The sequence below is a fragment of the Photobacterium sp. GB-210 genome (assembly GCF_003026075.1).
Classification (GTDB): domain Bacteria; phylum Pseudomonadota; class Gammaproteobacteria; order Enterobacterales; family Vibrionaceae; genus Photobacterium.
In genome coordinates, this window is the sequence record NZ_PYNU01000026.1 from 1 (window position 1) to 17,625 (window position 17,625).

Here is a 17,625-nt window from a genome sequence, read left to right on the forward strand (position 1 = left end):
ATATATTATTGGTTATTACAGCCAATTACGACCACATCAATATAATGGCGGATTAACACCGAATGAATCAGAACGATTATATTGGTTAACCTCTAAAACCGTGGCTAGTATTTGTTGACCACTACAGTTAAATTTAAGTATGATGGATTTTGATATCAATTTAGTAAGTGGCTATGAAGCAGTACAACCGCTAGAGCCAGATCTACAGCATTTCCAATCATCACTTCTATGGGCAGATCACGTGGTATTTATTTTTCCTCTGTGGTCGGGAGGAATGCCTGCAAAATTAAAAGGGTTAATTGATCGAACATTTCTTCCCAATTTTGCGTTTAAATTTGAAGCTAAAAACTTAACACCACAGCGATTATTAAAAGGGAGAACGGCCGAGCTGATAGTTACAATGGACTCGCCACCATTTTATTATCGTTGGATTTATGGCGATCCTATTTACAAGCAAATGAAGCGCACTATTTTAGGTTTTAGTAGCTTTGAAAAAGTATCTAAGACCTATATTGGCCCAATAATTAATGCGACGGAAGATAAAAAATCAAAATGGAATCAGCGGGTAGCTCAGCTTGCTAAAAAGTAGCGTAATGCACTAATTATAATAAGAGCTAATGCTAAATAGACAATGCTGTTATTGGCGTCGTCAACGAAGATTGTAGAGTTAGTCATGCGACCAACTCTACAATATAGAAGAAATGGATTTGATTATTTATCTTCTGAAACTTTTGTTTTCTCATTACGGTTTTCAGTTGGAGAGTTAATCTCTCCAGCTTTTGATTTGACGACTTCAACGGCTTTTCCCATAGCAATATCGCCTTGGGCAACCGCTGATTTTACTATTTCAGAGTTTATAGCGCCTTCAATTTTATTTGATGCAGTATCTTTTAAACTATTTGCTGATTTCTTAATAGATTTTGACGATGCATTAATGAGGTTTTTAACAGCTGCTGCATCATCACGAGTAAATGTTGCCAGTTGACTTAATGAATCTTCATTTGCAGCATCATAATATGGTGCTGGTTCAAAACTTAGTTTATTTGCAACAAGCATTGTAGGAAAGCTAGAACGATAGCTGTTATATACTTTAACTATTCCATTATAAGATTCTCGTTTATCTGAAATATTATTTTCTAACTCTTCGAGTTGTTTCATTAACTGTATATAGGTTTCATTTGCTTTTAATTCAGGAAAACTTTGAGAGAGAGCGGCTAAGCTCTCTGTGCTAGCATCTTGGTTCGATGATATTTTTAAATGAGTTAATTTTTCGTGATCACCAAAACCTTGAGCGATATCTAAAACTCTGGACGCAAGATCTCTGCGTTTTTGTAAGGATACTTGCATATTTGACGCTTGTTCAATTATTGATTGTTTACCAGACTGTAATTTATTGTATGTTTTAATTGACCAAATAATAATGACAGCCAAAGCTATGATCAAAATAGTACTTATACCCATGTAACACCTCTAATGATTTATATAAATAATGATGTTGTTAACTTATATTCTTAACGTTTGGTTTAGGTACGGTTTTGACGTTATCTGAAATAACCGTTATACAGGGCCGAATGAAATCGTACAATTTCAATGACTGCAAATATACCTTTCACATTGAAGTATTTATCATGAATACAGCGCTATCATGCCGTTAAGAATATCAATTTTAACACTATATTATCTATATCAATTCATAAGCTAAACCTCCTGCGATAATTGATAGTTATAGTCGTGTACTTCGTCGCATTACTTGCCAACTAGATACATCACTTTCATGTTAACCACGTAATATATCAAGCAGCAGGTTATAAACTCGCTTAGGAATTAAAGGGGATAACGATAAATTAAATATTTTAATGAGTCGCTGACGTTAAAGATAACCTCAACTTCTTAAACATCCCCTTTGATAACAAGGCAGCTTGTACTTTCCTACATCATACTTAAACTACATTCTTAACAGCGTATCTAATTGATAACTAATATCGGAGGGGGATGCATTTCTACTTATACTGAATGAGGTGTATTGATCGCCTCGGGTAGACATAGAACGATCAATTTCAGCAAGACAGTGAATGACAGCGCCATCTAAAATAAAAGATAATTCAATTTCTTTGCTGTTAAAAAATCCGCTATTTCGAAATTCGATTTCTTGATAACAGCCCGATTGTGAAGCAAAGTGTCCGCCTTGTAGAAAACCTTTTTCCACATCAGCTTTGATTAAATTAAAGCCTGCATTCTCAATGCTCGCAATGACACTAGCGATAGCTGGGAGAGGTTTTACCTCGATAAAATCACGATCAGAAGGATCAATAGCGAAATCAATATCTAACGTTGTTTCTAACCATACTTTCGATTGGTTATTTTGAGTGTTAAGTTGGGTGATAGGTGTTTCATCATGCAGTTTAAATTCAAAAGGCAGCGACTTCTCCTCACTGGCATGAATCGTAAAAGGTTGATTAACTTTTATCGTTCCTAACACAAAGGTTTGATAGCTGTGGCCATTTTCTAGTTCTACTTTCATTTCAGTACAAAGCTTTAATGAAATAGCATCAATGACTTGTTCTACATCTCCACCTTTAATATGCACATTTCCTTGTAATATATCTCCCTGATAAAGTGAAGGATTATGCAAAATAGTGTCTACTTTTGCAGAGCCAATACCTAATGAGGCTTTTAATTTTTTAAACATAATCTGCCTTTGTATGTATTTTTAAATGCGCGATGTGAGCAAATTATCACAACAATACCCTGCGATGTAACTTCAAGGTGCGATAAAGACGTAAGTAATTATTTTAACTATTTATTATTGTTATATAGCTCAATGTTTTGTAAACAAATAGAGCAGCACGCCAATCAGGTTGATCAATCACGCTAAGTGAATCGTTAAAGTTTGAAAATAGGCGTCTATGTATTAGGTTGATTAATAAGAAAGAACATTGATGAGAGGGAAGTATGGGATTATTAGTGGATGGGAAATGGCACACTGATTGGTACGACACTAAATCGACGGGAGGCAAGTTTGAACGAAAAGCTTCAAGCTTTCGTCATTGGGTAACGAAAGATGGCCAAGCGGGGCCTTCTGGAGAAGCGGGCTTTAAAGCTGAACCTCATCGTTATCACTTATACGTTTCCCTTGCTTGCCCTTGGGCGCATCGAGCGATTATTTATCGTAAATTAAAAGGGTTAGAGCCCTTGATTTCAATGTCTGTAGTTAATGCTTTCATGGGCGAGGACGGGTGGAATTTTGCATTAGGTGATGATGTAGTTGTCGATCCCATCATTAATGCTGAGTTTATGCATCAAATTTATACCCATGCAGATCCTCATTATACAGGGCGAGTTACGGTACCTGTGCTGTGGGATAAACAAAATCAAACCATAGTAACAAATGAATCAGCCGAAATTATTCGTATGTTCAATAGTGCTTTTGATGATGTTGGCGCAAATAGCAATGATTTTTACCCAGAAGCACTACAAACAGAAATTGATGCCTTAAATGATTTTGTCTATGTAAATATAAATAATGGTGTATACCGTGCTGGCTTTGCTACAACTCAAGAAGCCTATGACGAAGCCGTTGTAACACTGTTTAATGCGTTAGATACGATTGAAGCGCGTTTAACGGAAAATCGATACTTACTTGGCGATAAAATAACAGAAGCTGACTGGCGTTTATTTACCACGTTAGTACGATTTGATGCAGTATACGTAGGACACTTTAAATGTAATCTTAAACGCTTGGTCGACTACCCAAACATTTGGGGATATTTACGCGATTTATACCAAGTTCCCGGTATTGCGGACACGGTGAATATTGATTATATCAAAGCCCATTACTATGGCAGCCATGAAACCATTAACCCTACGCGTATCATTCCTAAAGGGCCTGTATTAGACTTTTCTGAGCCACATTGTCGCGAAAAATTGGGTGCTGAATTATAGGTATAGTCAATATAAGAAAAGGGCATCGCAGTTGGATGGTGATAGCCCTTATCTTTATCTGTGATGAGTTACTGTTTAAGCTTTGTAAGTACTTCATTCATTGATGTATATATTCCATGACCTAATGCTTTTACCTCTTCACTGGGCTGCACTAAATCAATTACCTGAAATGTTTCCATGCCAGCTGAAACTGCAGCTTTAACACCATTATTTGAATCTTCAAAAGCAATACACATACTAGGGATCACGTTTAAACGCTTTGCTGCGAGTAAGTAAACCTCAGGATCAGGTTTGCCATTTGTCACTTCATCACCAGCTGTCACCGCTGAAAAATAGCCACTTAAACCAGCCATAGCTAATTTTTTTAATGCTAATTGCCGATTGGTGGAGGTTGCTACAACCATAGGTATATTCTGTGTTTGTAACCAATTAAGTAGATCAATAACACCATCTTTTACAGGAATAGCTTCATTTTCAACAATGTTTAAGTAAGCCTGTTTCCATTGCTTGCGAAATACAGGGTAGTCCATGGTTTCGCCATAACTGACTCGTAATAGATCTTCAACGCCAGCCTCATTGCGTCCAATGATATTTAAGTAGGTCTGTTCAAGGTAGGGAAGGTTAAAGTCCTGACAGGTTTGTTTAAATATATCCATACAGACACGCTCTGTATCGAGTAATAAACCATCCATGTCGAAAATAGCAGCGTTGTATGTCATATTATTAACTAATTTATAAATAAAGAAGTGATATTTTACAGATAAAATGCAGTTATTTAAATATGACTATTTGTAAATTTAAACAAATTAGTTAGTGAGATTAATGTTAATTTTTTATGAAAAAAATGATTAATAATATTATTATTTAGAATGAGGAAAGTATTATTGTTAATATTGTTACTCCTATTAACAAAAGTAAGAGTAATAAAAATGAAAAATATTAACGTAAAATCACTTCCAAACTTTATAAAAAAAAATTGATGCTCATCTAGAGGCAGATATTTACTCCCGAAAAAATAAAAAGCACTTAGTATTAGGTAAAATTCCCTCCGATACTTCAATTACATTACAAAGTAATGATTATCTCGCCATCACAGGGCATGAATATATTCGTCAGAAGCACTTAAAAGCCATCACAGATCATAAACATGAAGTAGTGATGTCTGCGGTCTTCCAGCATCAAGCTGAAAGTGGCGATACATTTGAAGAACAATTAGCTGCGTTAACAGGTTTTGAAAAATGTGTGCTGTCCCAGTCGGGCTGGGCGGCAAATGTCGGATTAATTCAAACTCTGATCCCTAAAGGTACACCGATCTATATCGATTTCTTTGCTCATATGTCGTTATGGGATGGAGCAAAACGTGCAGAGGGAAATATTCAAACATTTCTGCATAACAATATGCGTCATCTTGAAAAGCAAATTAAACGTGAAGGTCCTGGGTTAATCATGGTTGATTCGGTGTACAGTACAATCGGTACAGTTGCACCATTGCATGATTTAGTTGAAATAGCTAATCGTTATGGTTGCGCCTTATTGGTAGATGAATCTCACTCGCTGGGCACACACGGTAAAAATGGTTCAGGATTAGTCGCTGAATTAGGCTTAACCGATCAAGTTGATTTCTTAACGGCGAGTTTAGCAAAAGCCTTCGCTTACCGAGCAGGAGCGATTTTATGCAGTAAAGATGTAGCGAAATCGTTCCCATTTACGGCGTATCCTGCCATTTTCAGTTCAGCGCTGTTAAATCATGAGCTAGAAATCTTAAAAGCGACATTGGATGTCATTAAAGATGCAGACGATAAGCGTAGCCAGCTGTTTATTCAGTCTGAGAAATTACGTAGTGGTTTAGTTCATCTTGGTTATAAGATTAAGAGCCAGTCACAAATTATTGCACTTGAAAGTGGTAATGATGAAGATACAGAAGTGATCCGTGATTATTTAGAATCTCGAGATGTATTTGGTTCTGTGTTCTGCTCACCAGCGACCCCTAAAAATAAAAATGTGATCCGCTTTTCTTTAAATAGTGATGTGAGTGACGAACAAATATCGACGTTACTTACTGTGTGTCGAGAGATGCGAGAGGAGCTATCGTTAAAGTAATAGAATAAATTCTTACCCATTATTGCTTTACGTTTACGTAAACGATAGTGGGTAAGTGTATTCTAGTTAATAAAGCGCTCAATACTGGAAAATATTTGCTCTTTAGTTGCAGGTTTGAAAATAAATCCATTCATACCGACTTTGCTAAGCTCTTGCTGTTGTTTTTCATCAAGTGAGGCTGAGAAACAAATAATGGGGGTATTTTTATGTGATTCATATCTTTTATTTGAACGAATTTGTTTTGTTGCTTCTAAGCCTCCCATTAAAGGCATTTCTAAATCTATCATAATAAGATCTACTTGACTTAGCTCAAGACTTTTTAGTGCATTAATACCATTCTCGGCATGAATAACATGAAAGCCACTGCGTTGCAGGAGTATTCCTGTATACATGCGTAATGACATATTATCGTCTACAAGTAGAATACTTTTTGTCTCTGTTGTAGATCGTGGTGTACTTTTTGGATTATTAAAGTGAATAAAAAAGAATCGACAGATATGATCAGTGAAATCATTCTCAATTTTACTAGCATTGATTAGTTTGTAGTTAATTTTTTCATTTAATATTAAATTTATTGCTTTAGGTTCACGGTATAAATACAAGACTTTCGTTGTTAATAATGCGAGTTTATCTTGTAACTTAGAGAAGTAATAATCATGTTCAGTGTAACTATCCAGATTAACAATAATCATATCTACTTGATCAAGAGACATGTCAATTAATTTAAATGGGCTAGTCGTGTTAAAATTGTAGCCATGAGAAAAGGAGTTTTTCTGAAGTTCAAAAACATCACTGTTGTTATCACCTATGTATAATAGGCGTTTTTTAGACATTAACTCATACTTTAGCTTATTGACTGATTTTGAATCGATTTTAGGTAAAAGTATAGTGAACTCAGTCCATTCACCTAACTTGGATTGACAGCTGATTACCCCACCAAATGCTGTGATCACTTTTTTACAAAAAGGCAAACCTAAACCTGAGCTATTTTTTTTACCATGTGTAAAGAAATCATCAAAAATAGCATCAAGATTATTCTTTGGAATACCAATACCTGTGTCTCTTATTTTTATAATATTATTGTTTTTATTAATATCGATATTAATATCAATACTGAAATTATTCTTTTCTTTGTAATAAAATGCATTTTTCATAAGATTGAAAATGACATAACGAAATAAAATATCACTACCAAAATAATTTGTGTCTTTATTGAAATTAACTGAAACTAAACTTCTATCTTGTGAAGATTGATAGCCATAGCTTTCTACAGAGCTTTTAATAATATTAACAATAGAATATTCTTGAAATGTATTTTTTGAAATAGCGTGTTCATTAATAGAGCTTAATAGTAAGTTAATTGTTTCATTACTATTATTAATAACAGTCATATTACTTCTAATGATAGATTTTAGCTCATTAGCATTATCTTTTTGGTTATCATTTTTTTGGCGAAGAATATCAAGCATGAGTTCCATGGAAGAGTAAAGAGAACTAAAAGGGTTTCTCATCTCATGGGCAATACCGGCACTAAAGCTACGAGCAAAAAGTAATTGATCTTCGTAATGAATGTGATTTCTATAATGTGAAGCAATACCTGTCACATATGAAAAACTAATAACTGCAATATAGCCCCAATGAAAATTATCACTGTTTATCGGATGGAAGCCATAAGAAAATAATGCGCCTAATGATATACCAATAATGGAGATTACGCTGATAATATAAGCATCGTAAATCAATAGTATTGATAAAAATAGTGCAGCCATGAAAGACATGACCCAAGGGATAGACCAATCATTCATAATCAGCATAAAGCTGAAAAAGAAAGGCAGTCCTATGGTGATTGTAGCAATGAAATGAATCGCCTTATAACGTAAAAACCAATAAGGAAGGTGATCTTTTAAAATGAATGGGATAAACAAACTGCCACAAAATAACCTGAGTAAAAAGTTCTCATAAGGTTGAGGAAAAAGATAATGCCAAACAAAGAAGTATAGTGGAAAACCAATGCTACCAAGATAGCCTATAATGATTAAATTAGGCTCAAAGTAACGGTAAACATTATTAATTCTATTTTTTATACTCATTGTCTATGAACTTCTAGTTATTAGCTTGAATACTATAAACCAAAATAACTAAATAAAAAAAACAAATTGAGTTTATGCTATAGAGCTCACCTTACTAATATTTCATTTCTCTCGTTACATATCATTTCTTAACGTTTAATAATTGCTCGTAATATGTCTCGGTTATTCGACTAGTATGTATCACTTTTTAATTTATACACTCACTGTTAATATTTTGTTACATTCGATATTGTGTTGATAATCTAGCGATTTTCTTTGTTTTGATGGTTTTTTAAACTGTGATTTTGGTTTTATTTTGATTTAATGTAAAAAATATGTCACATTTATACTTAATTGATCGTTCAATAAAAATAAATGGGAGCATTATGCCAAAGGTTGGAATGCCTGATATTCGTAAACCACAGCTTGTAAATGCCACGATGGCAGTGATTGAACGAGTTGGCTTACATGCAGCAAGTATCTCTTTGATCAGTAAAGAGGCAGGGGTGTCAACGGGTATTATCAATCACTATTTTGGTGGTAAGCATGGTTTATTAGAAGAGACCATGCGTGAAATTTTACGTCGTTTGTCAATGAGTGTTACAACATCATTAAGCCAAATCCCCCGCAATGATCATCAAGCTCGAATTAATGCCATTATCATGAGCAATTTTGATGGTTACCAAGCTGAAAATAAAGTAGCGAAAACATGGTTAGCATTTTGGTCTTACGCTATGCATGACGCACAGTTGGGTCGCCTACAGCAAGTTAATGAAAAACGTTTGCTATCACATTTAAAGATTGAACTTAAAGGGTTATTACCATCTTCTCAAGCTGAATTAGTTGCCCATGGTATCGCTTCATTAATTGATGGTATTTGGTTGCGCGGGACATTAAACCCTAGAGGTATTGATGCGAGTAATGCACGCATGATCATTAATGATTATTTAGAAAAGCAATTGTCTTTTTATTCAAAATTATAAATTCTAAGAGTTTCAAATGGATATGAAATCACTATATATCGATGGTAACTATGTTGCTGCATCTTCTGATATTCAATTTACAACGTTTAATCCAGCTAATGGTCAACCGATAGCAACCATTGGACAAGCTTCTCAAGCGGATCTTGAGTTAGCCATTAGTGCTGCTAAAAAAGGCTTTGCTACATGGTCGGCTATGACGCCAACTGAACGTAGCCGTATTTTATTACGTGCTGTTGCGTTACTGCGAGAACGCAATGATGAATTAGCGGTATTGGAAGTCACAGATACTGGTAAACCGTTACAAGAAGCGATAGCGGTTGATATAGAAACGGGTGCGGATGTTATTGAGTACTTTGCCGGGTTAGCACCTGGGCTTCAAGGTGAGCAGCAACCTTTAAGTGAAAATCAGTTCTTTTATACGCGTCGAGAACCATTGGGCATTTGTGCAGGTATTGGTGCGTGGAATTATCCGATCCAAATTGCGATGTGGAAATCAGCGCCAGCGCTTGCAGCCGGTAATGCCATGATTTTCAAGCCATCAGAAGAAACACCGCTTTCGGTTCTAAAACTTGCTGAGATTTTTACTGAAGCAGGTCTACCTGATGGCGTATTTAACGTTGTACAAGGTGATTACCGAGTAGGGCAGATGCTAACGGCACACCCTGAGATCGCTAAAGTGTCATTTACAGGTGAAACCGGCACAGGTAAAGCGGTAATGGCTGATAGTGCTCAAACCTTAAAGTCGGTCACGATGGAATTAGGTGGCAAATCGCCAATGATCATTTTTGATGACACTAATGTCGATCATGCTGTTTCTGCGGCAATGGTGGCTAACTTCTATACCCAAGGTGAAGTATGTACACATGGCACACGTGTTTATGTTCATGAGGCTATTTATGACACCTTTATAGAGCAACTTAAGCGTCGAACTGAGTTATTAATCGTTGGTGATCCTATGAATATGGAGACTCAAATTGGCGCATTGATTTCAACATCACATTTATCAAAAGTGTTATCAGCCATTGATGCCGCTAAACAAAGTGGTGCCACCTTGCTGACTGGCGGATACCAATGTACTGATAATGGGTTAGCACAAGGTAATTTCGTTCAACCTACCGTTTTTATTGATTGTGATGAATCGATGTCTCATGTTCAAAATGAAATTTTTGGGCCTGTGATGTCGGTAATTAAGTTTAGCGATGAAACCGATGTTATCGCTCGCGCCAATAATACTCACTATGGTTTAGCTGCGGGTGTGTTTACCCAAAACTTAGCGAAAGCCCACCGTGTTATCCATCAATTACAAGCAGGGATCTGTTGGGTTAATACATGGGGGGATTCTCCTGCGCAAATGCCTGTGGGTGGTTATAAGCAATCAGGGATTGGACGCGAAAACGGAATAGAAACTTTACAACATTATACCCAAACCAAAAGTGTACTTATTGAATTGGGCGATTACCAAAGTCCTTATGCTTAACGGATGGAGTCGATTTTGATGGATCAAAATAAGCAGCAAAATAACCCCCAACACTATGACTACATTATTGTTGGCGCGGGTTCGGCAGGGTGTGTATTAGCTGACCGTTTAAGTGAAAGCGGTGAATATGATGTGTTATTGCTAGAAGCTGGCGGTAGTGATCGCAGTATTTTTATTCAAATGCCAACGGCATTGTCTTACCCAATGAACAGTGACAAATATGCATGGCAGTTTGAAACTCAAGCAGAACAAGGCTTAGACGGGCGTAAATTACATTGTCCACGAGGCAAAGTATTAGGCGGTAGTTCATCTATCAACGGCATGGTGTATGTACGTGGGCACGCATGTGATTATGACGAATGGGAACAAGAAGGCGCAACAGGCTGGAATTACCAAGCTTGTTTACCGTATTTTCGTCGTGCTGAAACATGGATAAAAGGTGGTAACGCTTACCGCGGTAGCAAAGGTCCAGTTGGGACTTGTAATGGTAATGACATGGCACTCAATCCACTTTACCAAGCCTTTATTGATGCAGGTAAAGAAGCCGGTTATCCCGAAACGGATGATTACAATGGTTACCAACAAGAAGGGTTTGGTGCCATGCATATGACAGTTGATAAAGGTGTGCGTGCATCGACATCTAACGCTTATTTACGTCGAGCATTAAAACGCTCAAACCTGACGTTGAAAAAAGGCATTGTGGCACGCAAAGTTTTACTCGATGGCAAAAAAGCGGTAGGCGTTGAATTTGAACAGTCAGGTAAGCTATCTCAAGTATTTGCAACAAAAGAAGTGATATCTAGTGCTGGATCCATTGGTTCAGTCCAGTTATTACAATTGTCTGGCATTGGACCTGCTGCAGTATTAGAGAACGCGAAGATTAACCTTGTGCACGATCTTCCAGGGGTGGGGGCTAATTTACAAGATCACTTAGAAGTTTACTTCCAATACCACTGTAATGAAGCCATTACCTTAAACAGTAAATTAGATTTAGTCAGCAAAGGTAAAATTGGCGCGCAATGGCTACTAACTCGTACAGGTTTAGGTGCGACTAACCACTTTGAATCTTGTGCCTTTATTCGCTCACGTAAAGGGTTAAAGTGGCCAAATATTCAATATCACTTCCTACCTGCAGCGATGCGTTACGATGGCCGTGCTGCATTTGATGGTCATGGCTTCCAAGTTCATGTGGGGCCTAATAAGCCACAAAGCAGAGGGTCGGTAGAAGTTATTTCTAATGATCCACACGCGAAACCTAAAATTGAATTTAATTACATCTCTACCGAGCAAGATAAGCAGGATTGGCGCGATTGTATTCGTTTAACCCGTGAAATTATGGCGCAATCAGCATTGGATCAATACCGTGGTGATGAAATTCAACCGGGAGCAGATGTCACATCTGATCAGGCTATTGATCAGTGGGTAAAAGAAAATGTAGAGAGCGCTTATCATCCATCTTGTACCTGTAAAATGGGCGATGATAACGATGTGATGGCGGTTTTAGATTCACAGTGTCGTGTTCGCGGTATTGAAAACTTACGTGTTGTTGATTCTTCCATATTCCCGACGATTCCGAACGGTAACCTTAATGCGCCAACAATCATGGTTGCTGAGCGAGCCGCTGATTTTATTTTACAGAGAACCCCGCTTCCTGCAGGCAATGTACCTGTATGGATTGCCCCTAATTGGGAAACGACCCAACGAAACAATTCACAATAAGTACGTGGGAGATACGTACTTAATAATGATAAATAAAAAGACAAAGGAATAATTATGTCTGTTACTAAAAAAACACTTCTTGCCTTAGCGTTAAGCTCAGTCGCTTTTAATAGCTATGCTAACCAATGTGATACGGTACGTTTTGCTGATGTAGGCTGGACGGATATTACGGCAACCACAGCGGTAACTTCTGAGCTTTTAAAAGGAATGGGTTACAACACTAAAACTGATTTATTGTCAGTGCCCGTGACGTACTCATCAATGGCGAATGGTGATATTGATGTCTTTTTAGGTAATTGGATGCCGACCATGGAAGGCGATATTGCGAAATATCGTGAAGCCAAAACGGTTGAAACAGTAAAAGCGAATTTAGAAGGTGCAAAATATACGTTAGCTGTACCTAAATATGTTTATGACGCAGGTGTTAAGAGCTTTGCAGATTTGGCAAAACATGCGGATAAATTTAAAGGCCGTATTTACGGTATTGAACCTGGTAATGATGGTAACCGTTTGATTCAATCAATGATTGATACGAATGCGTTTGGTTTAAAAGACTTTAGTTTAGTGGAATCAAGTGAAGCTGGGATGGTTTCGCAAGTTTCTCGCTCTGTACGCCGTGATCAGTGGATTGTTTATTTAGGTTGGGCACCACACCCAATGAATAGCAACGTTGAAATGGAATACCTTGCTGGTGGTGATGACTTTTTTGGACCTAACTATGGTGGTGCCAATGTCTACACCAATGTTCGCAGTAACTATTTAACCGAGTGTCCAAACGTTGGACAACTTCTGAAAAATCTATCATTTAGCTTAGAAATGGAAAATAGCTTAATGGAAGCGATCCTTAATCAAAAGGTTCAACCTGAAAAAGCAGCACGTCAATGGCTGAGTGAAAATCCACAGCAAGTGGAAGCATGGCTAAAAGACGTCAAAACTCGCGAAGGTAAAGTGGCCACCACTGCGGTGTTGGATTACTTAAAGCAATCTTAATCCTTTCTTAAAATACTGCGTTAATAATCGCTTCTTATTTATTAGCGCAGATACTTCTTTGCTATTAGTTATTGTAAAACTTCATAAAAATAAGGTGGTAAGCATCGTCTTATCAAATAAAAGGCAAAAGTGTGAATTTCATTACGGATAATAAAATCCCTTTGGGTCAATGGATGGAAGCAGGTGTTGATTGGTTAACTATCAATGCAGCAGGGTTATTTGACGCCATTTCATTTTTCTTAGAAACCGTAATTCTATTTTTAGTTGATGTATTTAAGTGGATGCCGCCAGCACTGCCTATTTTAATCACCGCGGCGTTAGCATGGTATTTACACCGTAAAATTTCATTAGTGGTTTTCGTTGTTGCAGCATTATTAGTTATTTTAAATTTAGGCTACTGGCAGGAAATGCTAGAAACCTTTGTGTTGGTCTTTGCTGCCACAAGTATTTCAGTGCTTATTGGTGTCCCAATCGGGATCATGTCTGCGCATCGTCCGTGGTTGTATACCTTGATGCGTCCTATTTTAGATTTAATGCAAACGGTGCCGACGTTTGTCTATTTAATTCCAACGCTGGTTTTGTTTGGACTAGGTATTGTGCCCGGGCTTATCTCTACCATTATTTTTGCTATTGCAGCGCCAATACGACTCACGTATTTAGGTATCACGAAAGTGCCTGAAGATTTAATTGAAGCAGGTAAAGCGTTTGGTGCAAGTCGGATGAAGTTACTGTTAAAAGTCGAGTTACCGGCGGCGATGCCAAGTATTATGGCGGGTATCACCCAATGTATTATGTTGTCTTTATCCATGGTGGTTATCGCCGCGTTAGTCGGCGCGGATGGATTAGGAAAGCCTGTTGTACGTGCGCTAAATACCGTGAATATTTCACAAGGATTCGAAGCGGGACTTGCGATTGTATTGGTCGCGATCATTTTAGACCGATTATGTAAAACCCCAGCACAGAAGGAGCTGTGATCATGAATGCAATAACGATTAACAATCTGGATGTGGTGTTTGGCGATAAACAGCAACAAGCCTTAGCGTTATTAGATCAAGGAAAAAGCCGTCAACAAATTATTGATGAAACAAACCAAGTGGTTGGAGTAAATAACGTTAGCCTGCAAATCAAAGAAGGCGAGATTTGTGTACTAATGGGGTTGTCTGGTTCGGGGAAATCAAGTCTATTACGCGCAGTTAATGGATTGAATGATATAAGTCGTGGCGAACTATTGATTAAAGATGGTGAACAAACCGTAGATTTAGCGAACTGCTCAAAAGCCCAGTTACAGCATCTTCGTACTCATCGCGTCTCGATGGTATTTCAAAAATTTGCCTTAATGCCATGGCTAACCGTGTTAGATAACGTTGCTTTTGGACTTGAAATGCAAAATGTCCCAAAGAAAGAACGCCATCAGCGCGCAAGAGAGCAGTTAGAAATGGTGGGGCTGGCTGAATGGGAAGATAAATACCCATCAGAGTTATCGGGCGGGATGCAGCAGCGGGTGGGTCTTGCACGTGCATTTGTTATGGATACCGATATTTTACTGATGGATGAGCCTTTTTCAGCACTTGATCCGTTAATCCGTGCGCAGTTACAAGATGAATTATTAGCACTGCAAAGTAAGCTAAATAAGACGATTTTGTTTGTCAGTCATGATTTAGATGAAGCACTTAAAATCGGTAATAATATCGCGATTATGGAGTCAGGGGAGCTGATTCAACACGGAAAACCGGAAGAAATCGTGCTCAATCCGAAAACAGATTATGTGCGTGATTTTGTCGCACATACTAATCCGTTAAATGTATTGAAAGGACGCTCATTAATGACGCCATTAACCGCGTTAGAGCAACGGGGAAATACTTATAAAGTGTGTGATGCTGATGAGCTTTGGATCGCCCAAAATGAGGATACGTTGTCTATCGTGAATGAAGGTAATCTTGATTGCCTTTCATGGCAAATTACAGATGCTATTCCAAGCCATATAAGTGACACCACTATAGTGATGGTCAGCCCTGATATTAGTATGCGAGATGCCATTGAGCTGAAGCGACTGAATAATAAACCATTACTCATGGTTGAAAATAATCAATTGGTTGGGGTGTTACATAACAAAGATGTTTATAACGCGCTGCTAGGTGATTTTCAGCTAGCGTCTTAATGAAAATCGGTCAACAAAGACGATATAAAACGTCATTGTTGACCGTGATTTTTTAGTTCGCTAAAGGTACGGCACGGTTGATAAACAATTTACGATCAACTTTATAATCTGTTGCATAGTGACGAAGTTTACAGTCGTTGCCTTCATCACAACCACAACTTAAACAACGGTTAGCTTCATCAATAGCGGCTTGCTGTGATAGCCCGGTTTCAACTTCATTGAAGCTCAAATGACGCTGTGCCAGTGTTAGCTCTGGCATTTTAGCGCGTAACACTTTAGCTAGGGCGTGATTTAACATCTGTTCGGTTTGCTTAGCGTTATCTCCAGTGGCAATACTTGCCATAACACGTTTTAACTTTTCAATATGTTCAGGCTGAATAAGATGACTTCTTTCAACATTGCGAGATCGGAATGACTCGGTATAGAGTTTTTCCATGGTGCCACCAAAGAACTCATCAATCCCTTTTGCCGCTTTTCGCCCATCAGCAATCGCTTCAATCGCTGTTGCTGGCCCTCGACGAAAATCACCAATACCGAAGATATTTTTAACCCCAGAGTGCATCGTTGTTTCATCAACATTGATGGTGTTCCAGCGACTAAATGAAAGTTCGATATCTTCGTTAGCAATAAAGCTGGTATCGGTTTTTTGCGAGACAGCAGCGATAACGGTATCAAAGTCTTCAACAAAATATTCGCCGGTTGCTTTTGGTGAGCAACGACCAGAGGCATCAGGTTCGCCCAATGCCATTTTTTCAAGTTTTATCTGACAAACATGACCATTGTCATCTGCAATATTTTCAGCAGGATTGGTTAGAAAGTGAAATTTAACACCTTCGTGCTCTGCTTCTTCAATTTCATAGGTTTCAGCTGGCATTTCATCACGCGTACGGCGATAAATAAGTGTGGTATCTGCGCCTAAACGTAATGCAGAGCGGGCGCAGTCAATTGCAGTGTTACCACCGCCAATGACCGCGACTTTTTTACCAATAGTATATTGTTTATCGAGTGTCTGATCTTTTAAGAAATCAACACCAAGATAACAGCCTGCTAAATCACTACCGGTATACTTCATCTCACTGGCTTGTGATGCACCAATCGCTAAACAAACAGCATCAAATTCTTCACTGAGCGAAGAGAGGGTAAAGTCTTCACCTAACTTTTTATTGGTTTCGATACTCATGCCGTTACGACACATAATATCGATTTCTTTATCTAGAATATCTTTAGGTAAACGATATTCAGGAATACCGTAACGTAGCCATCCACCGGCTTGTGGCATCGCCTCATACACAGTGACGTTGTAACCTTCATTACTAAGGAAATAACCACAACTTAAACCGCCAGGTCCTGCACCCACAATGGCAATACGTTTACCTGTATCGTCTTTTTTGATTGGGGTGTAGCTATTTAGTTTTTCAAGGTCAATGTCAGCGGCGTAACGTTTCAATTGACGGATCGCGAGTGGTTCATCGACTAAGTTACGTTGGCATTTTGCTTCACAGAAAGCAGGGCAAACACGACCAATAGAAAGTGGCATAGGTAATGTTTTCTTTATTACTTCTATGGCTTTTAAGTGTTCATTGTGAGCGATAAAGTATAAATAGGATTGGATATCAACGCTTGCAGGACAGGCGATCTGACAAGGCGGTACGCTGCAGTTGGTATTGGCGCGTTGTAAAATTCGCTCTAAATTGCACTTTCGAATATTTGACAGTAATTGCGATGAGGTAGTGACGACCATTCCATCAGTAGGTTTAACTTTGCACGCTTTCACAATTCCTTTACCTGCGATTTCAACATCACAAAGTGCGCATTCATCTGTGAATGTGTCTATGTCGCAGAGTGATGGGATCTCAATACCGCATTGTTTTGCTGCTTCTAATAAGTTTTGATCTTTGTCGACTTGATAGCTATTGCCATCAATATTAATAGTAACCATTAATTGCCTCTATTGTTATTTATTTACTGGGCAGCAAGATTGCTTGGTTATTTGCAGTTAATGATTATGTGAGAAAATTGAATATATTTTTGAAAAGATAAATAAGTAGGGTAAAAGTTATTTATCACTCAGGTGTATTGCGAAGCAACAGCATTGAGCAGCTATTGTATTCACTTTTTATAATCACTATACAAATCTTCTTAATTATATCCTATGCCTTTTACGAATAAAATATGGGTAGTTAAGCG

Annotated in this window: 13 protein-coding genes and 1 pseudogene; 9 read left to right on the forward strand and 5 right to left on the reverse strand. The window is 37.9% G+C overall.

Annotated features, from left to right (window positions below; genetic code table 11):
- Positions 1-139: 139 nt before the first annotated feature.
- The gene (locus C9J38_RS19190; RefSeq protein WP_233218540.1) at positions 140-589 is read left to right on the forward strand and encodes an NAD(P)H-dependent oxidoreductase; all 450 of its coding nucleotides are present in this window, start codon (positions 140-142) and stop codon (positions 587-589) included.
- A gap of 122 nt (positions 590-711) precedes the next feature.
- On the opposite strand, the gene C9J38_RS19195 is transcribed toward C9J38_RS19190, so the two are convergent.
- Positions 712-1,461: a LemA family protein gene (locus C9J38_RS19195; RefSeq protein WP_107208495.1), complete on the reverse strand. Its 750-nt coding sequence runs from the start codon at positions 1,459-1,461 to the stop codon at positions 712-714.
- Positions 1,462-1,945: 484 nt separating this feature from the next.
- Positions 1,946-2,689: a sporulation protein gene (locus C9J38_RS19200; protein ID WP_107208496.1), complete on the reverse strand. Its 744-nt coding sequence runs from the start codon at positions 2,687-2,689 to the stop codon at positions 1,946-1,948.
- 263 nt (positions 2,690-2,952) lie between these two features.
- On the opposite strand from C9J38_RS19200, the gene C9J38_RS19205 reads away from it, so the two are divergent.
- Positions 2,953-3,942 carry a glutathione S-transferase family protein gene (locus tag C9J38_RS19205; RefSeq protein WP_107208497.1) on the forward strand — a complete coding sequence of 330 codons (990 nt, stop codon included), beginning with the start codon at positions 2,953-2,955 and terminating at the stop codon, positions 3,940-3,942.
- Between the two features lie 68 nt (positions 3,943-4,010).
- Here the strand turns inward: C9J38_RS19205 and C9J38_RS19210 are convergent, their stop codons facing one another.
- Positions 4,011-4,661 carry an HAD family phosphatase gene (locus C9J38_RS19210; protein ID WP_107208498.1) on the reverse strand — a complete coding sequence of 217 codons (651 nt, stop codon included), beginning with the start codon at positions 4,659-4,661 and terminating at the stop codon, positions 4,011-4,013.
- Positions 4,662-4,871: 210 nt separating this feature from the next.
- On the opposite strand from C9J38_RS19210, the pseudogene cqsA reads away from it, so the two are divergent.
- Positions 4,872-6,042 (forward strand): annotated as a pseudogene (cqsA, locus tag C9J38_RS19215) (alpha-hydroxyketone-type quorum-sensing autoinducer synthase).
- A gap of 62 nt (positions 6,043-6,104) precedes the next feature.
- On the opposite strand, the gene C9J38_RS19220 reads toward cqsA, so the two are convergent.
- Entirely contained in the window at positions 6,105-8,132 is a 2,028-nt protein-coding gene (locus tag C9J38_RS19220; RefSeq protein ID WP_107208500.1) for a hybrid sensor histidine kinase/response regulator, read from the reverse strand.
- A gap of 365 nt (positions 8,133-8,497) precedes the next feature.
- Here C9J38_RS19220 and betI point away from each other — a divergent pair, with 365 nt between their 5' ends.
- From betI to choV, 6 genes are all read left to right on the forward strand, one after another.
- The gene (gene betI, locus C9J38_RS19225) at positions 8,498-9,094 is read left to right on the forward strand and encodes a transcriptional regulator BetI (protein WP_107208501.1); all 597 of its coding nucleotides are present in this window, start codon (positions 8,498-8,500) and stop codon (positions 9,092-9,094) included.
- Between the two features lie 16 nt (positions 9,095-9,110).
- Positions 9,111-10,571 carry a betaine-aldehyde dehydrogenase gene (gene betB / locus C9J38_RS19230; protein ID WP_107208502.1) on the forward strand — a complete coding sequence of 487 codons (1,461 nt, stop codon included), beginning with the start codon at positions 9,111-9,113 and terminating at the stop codon, positions 10,569-10,571.
- 18 nt (positions 10,572-10,589) lie between these two features.
- On the forward strand, positions 10,590-12,290 hold the full coding sequence (gene betA, locus C9J38_RS19235; protein ID WP_107208503.1) for a choline dehydrogenase: 1,701 nt from the start codon (positions 10,590-10,592) through the stop codon (positions 12,288-12,290).
- 54 nt (positions 12,291-12,344) lie between these two features.
- A complete protein-coding gene (locus tag C9J38_RS19240; protein ID WP_107174935.1) occupies positions 12,345-13,280 on the forward strand; it encodes a choline ABC transporter substrate-binding protein in 936 nt (311 codons plus the stop codon).
- 131 nt (positions 13,281-13,411) lie between these two features.
- Positions 13,412-14,254, forward strand: a complete 843-nt coding sequence (gene choW / locus C9J38_RS19245; RefSeq protein ID WP_006645056.1) for a choline ABC transporter permease subunit — start codon at positions 13,412-13,414, stop codon at positions 14,252-14,254.
- 2 nt (positions 14,255-14,256) lie between these two features.
- The gene (gene choV / locus C9J38_RS19250) at positions 14,257-15,438 is read left to right on the forward strand and encodes a choline ABC transporter ATP-binding protein (protein ID WP_107208504.1); all 1,182 of its coding nucleotides are present in this window, start codon (positions 14,257-14,259) and stop codon (positions 15,436-15,438) included.
- Between the two features lie 52 nt (positions 15,439-15,490).
- On the opposite strand, the gene C9J38_RS19255 is transcribed toward choV, so the two are convergent.
- Positions 15,491-17,377, reverse strand: a complete 1,887-nt coding sequence (locus tag C9J38_RS19255) for an FAD-dependent oxidoreductase (protein ID WP_107208505.1) — start codon at positions 17,375-17,377, stop codon at positions 15,491-15,493.
- Positions 17,378-17,625: the final 248 nt, after the last annotated feature.

Excerpts from the sequence above, each read along its gene's own strand:
- choV (WP_107208504.1), top strand. The coding sequence starts at position 14,257 with ATGAATGCAATAACGATTAACAATCTGGATGTGGTGTTTGGCGATAAA.
- betB (WP_107208502.1), top strand. The coding sequence starts at position 9,111 with ATGGATATGAAATCACTATATATCGATGGTAACTATGTTGCTGCATCT.
- C9J38_RS19210 (WP_107208498.1), bottom strand. The coding sequence starts at position 4,661 with ATGACATACAACGCTGCTATTTTCGACATGGATGGTTTATTACTCGAT.
- C9J38_RS19255 (WP_107208505.1), bottom strand. The coding sequence starts at position 17,377 with ATGGTTACTATTAATATTGATGGCAATAGCTATCAAGTCGACAAAGAT.
- C9J38_RS19200 (WP_107208496.1), bottom strand. The coding sequence starts at position 2,689 with ATGTTTAAAAAATTAAAAGCCTCATTAGGTATTGGCTCTGCAAAAGTA.
- betA (WP_107208503.1), top strand. The coding sequence starts at position 10,590 with ATGGATCAAAATAAGCAGCAAAATAACCCCCAACACTATGACTACATT.
- C9J38_RS19205 (WP_107208497.1), top strand. The coding sequence starts at position 2,953 with ATGGGATTATTAGTGGATGGGAAATGGCACACTGATTGGTACGACACT.
- C9J38_RS19220 (WP_107208500.1), bottom strand. The coding sequence starts at position 8,132 with ATGAGTATAAAAAATAGAATTAATAATGTTTACCGTTACTTTGAGCCT.
- C9J38_RS19190 (WP_233218540.1), top strand. The coding sequence starts at position 140 with ATGATGGATTTTGATATCAATTTAGTAAGTGGCTATGAAGCAGTACAA.
- C9J38_RS19195 (WP_107208495.1), bottom strand. The coding sequence starts at position 1,461 with ATGGGTATAAGTACTATTTTGATCATAGCTTTGGCTGTCATTATTATT.
- C9J38_RS19240 (WP_107174935.1), top strand. The coding sequence starts at position 12,345 with ATGTCTGTTACTAAAAAAACACTTCTTGCCTTAGCGTTAAGCTCAGTC.
- betI (WP_107208501.1), top strand. The coding sequence starts at position 8,498 with ATGCCAAAGGTTGGAATGCCTGATATTCGTAAACCACAGCTTGTAAAT.